Source organism: Candidatus Pantoea deserta, from assembly GCF_003813865.1.
Lineage (GTDB): Bacteria > Pseudomonadota > Gammaproteobacteria > Enterobacterales > Enterobacteriaceae > Pantoea > Pantoea deserta.
The window spans coordinates 1-2,648 of the sequence record NZ_RMVG01000046.1 but is presented as its reverse complement, the minus strand read 5'-3'; the positions used below and the strand labels follow the sequence as shown (position 1 = coordinate 2,648).

General features: G+C 54.7%; 1 rRNA gene. It reads left to right on the top strand.

The annotated features are described in order from the left end of the window. Window positions 1–2,607: ribosomal RNA gene (locus BBB56_RS23195) — 23S ribosomal RNA — on the top strand; the annotation flags it as partial. Window positions 2,608–2,648: the final 41 nt, after the last annotated feature.

The following is a 2,648-nucleotide window of genomic DNA, read 5'->3' as shown; positions in this document are numbered from 1 at the left end:
TGGAAGCGTCTGGAAAGTCGCAGGGTACAGGGTGATACTCCCGTACACGAAAGTGCACATGCTGTGAGCTCGATGAGTAGGGCGGGACACGTGATATCCTGTCTGAAGATGGGGGGACCATCCTCCAAGGCTAAATACTCCTGACTGACCGATAGTGAACCAGTACCGTGAGGGAAAGGCGAAAAGAACCCCGGCGAGGGGAGTGAAAAGAACCTGAAACCGTGTACGTACAAGCAGTGGGAGCCTCTTTGTGGGGTGACTGCGTACCTTTTGTATAATGGGTCAGCGACTTATATTCTGTAGCAAGGTTAACCGTATAGGGGAGCCGCAGGGAAACCGAGTCTTAACTGGGCGTTAAGTTGCAGGGTATAGACCCGAAACCCGGTGATCTAGCCATGGGCAGGTTGAAGGTTGGGTAACACTAACTGGAGGACCGAACCGACTAATGTTGAAAAATTAGCGGATGACCTGTGGCTGGGGGTGAAAGGCCAATCAAACCGGGAGATAGCTGGTTCTCCCCGAAAGCTATTTAGGTAGCGCCTCGTGAATTCATCTCCGGGGGTAGAGCACTGTTTCGGCTAGGGGGCCATCCCGGCTTACCAACCCGATGCAAACTGCGAATACCGGAGAATGTTATCACGGGAGACACACGGCGGGTGCTAACGTCCGTCGTGAAGAGGGAAACAACCCAGACCGCCAGCTAAGGTCCCAAAGTCATGGTTAAGTGGGAAACGATGTGGGAAGGCCCAGACAGCCAGGATGTTGGCTTAGAAGCAGCCATCATTTAAAGAAAGCGTAATAGCTCACTGGTCGAGTCGGCCTGCGCGGAAGATGTAACGGGGCTAAACCATGCACCGAAGCTGCGGCAGCAGTAGCGATACTGTTGGGTAGGGGAGCGTTCTGTAAGCCGTCGAAGGTGGCCTGTGAGGGCTGCTGGAGGTATCAGAAGTGCGAATGCTGACATAAGTAACGATAAAGCGGGTGAAAAGCCCGCTCGCCGGAAGACCAAGGGTTCCTGTCCAACGTTAATCGGGGCAGGGTGAGTCGACCCCTAAGGCGAGGCTGAAAAGCGTAGTCGATGGGAAACAGGTTAATATTCCTGTACTTGGTGTTGCTGCGAAGGGGGGACGGAGAAGGCTATGTTGGCCGGGCGACGGTTGTCCCGGTTTAAGCGTGTAGGCTGAGCATCCAGGCAAATCCGGATGTTCAAGGCTGAGGCGTGATGACGAGGCACTACGGTGCTGAAGCAACAAATGCCCTGCTTCCAGGAAAAGCCTCTAAGCTCCAGGCAACACGAAATCGTACCCCAAACCGACACAGGTGGTCAGGTAGAGAATACCAAGGCGCTTGAGAGAACTCGGGTGAAGGAACTAGGCAAAATGGTGCCGTAACTTCGGGAGAAGGCACGCTGGCGCGTAGGTGAAGGGACTTGCTCCCGGAGCCGAAGCCAGTCGAAGATACCAGCTGGCTGCAACTGTTTATTAAAAACACAGCACTGTGCAAACACGAAAGTGGACGTATACGGTGTGACGCCTGCCCGGTGCCGGAAGGTTAATTGATGGGGTTATCCGCAAGGAGAAGCTCTTGATCGAAGCCCCGGTAAACGGCGGCCGTAACTATAACGGTCCTAAGGTAGCGAAATTCCTTGTCGGGTAAGTTCCGACCTGCACGAATGGCGTAATGATGGCCAGGCTGTCTCCACCCGAGACTCAGTGAAATTGAAATCGCTGTGAAGATGCAGTGTACCCGCGGCAAGACGGAAAGACCCCGTGAACCTTTACTACAGCTTGACACTGAACACTGGTCCTTGATGTGTAGGATAGGTGGGAGGCTATGAAGCGTGGACGCCAGTCTGCGCGGAGCCGTCCTTGAAATACCACCCTTTAATGGCTGGTGTTCTAACGTAGGCCCGTCATCCGGGCTGCGGACAGTGTCTGGTGGGTAGTTTGACTGGGGCGGTCTCCTCCCAAAGCGTAACGGAGGAGCACGAAGGTTGGCTAATCCTGGTCGGACATCAGGAGGTTAGTGCAATGGCATAAGCCAGCTTGACTGCGAGAGTGACGGCTCGAGCAGGTGCGAAAGCAGGTCATAGTGATCCGGTGGTTCTGAATGGAAGGGCCATCGCTCAACGGATAAAAGGTACTCCGGGGATAACAGGCTGATACCGCCCAAGAGTTCATATCGACGGCGGTGTTTGGCACCTCGATGTCGGCTCATCACATCCTGGGGCTGAAGTAGGTCCCAAGGGTACGGCTGTTCGCCGTTTAAAGTGGTACGCGAGCTGGGTTTAGAACGTCGTGAGACAGTTCGGTCCCTATCTGCCGTGGGCGCTGGAAAACTGAGGGGGGTTGCTCCTAGTACGAGAGGACCGGAGTGAACGCACCGCTGGTGTTCGGGTTGTCATGCCAATGGCACTGCCCGGTAGCTAAGTGCGGAAGAGATAAGTGCTGAAAGCATCTAAGCACGAAACTTGCCCCGAGATGAGTTTTCCCTGACCCCCTGAGGGTCCTGAAGGGACGTTGAAGACGACGACGTTGATAGGCCGGGTGTGTAAGCGCAGCGATGCGTTGAGCTAACCGGTACTAATGACCCGTGAGGCTTAACCTTACAACGCCAGAGGCGTTTTGCGAGACGCGATTTTCAGCTTG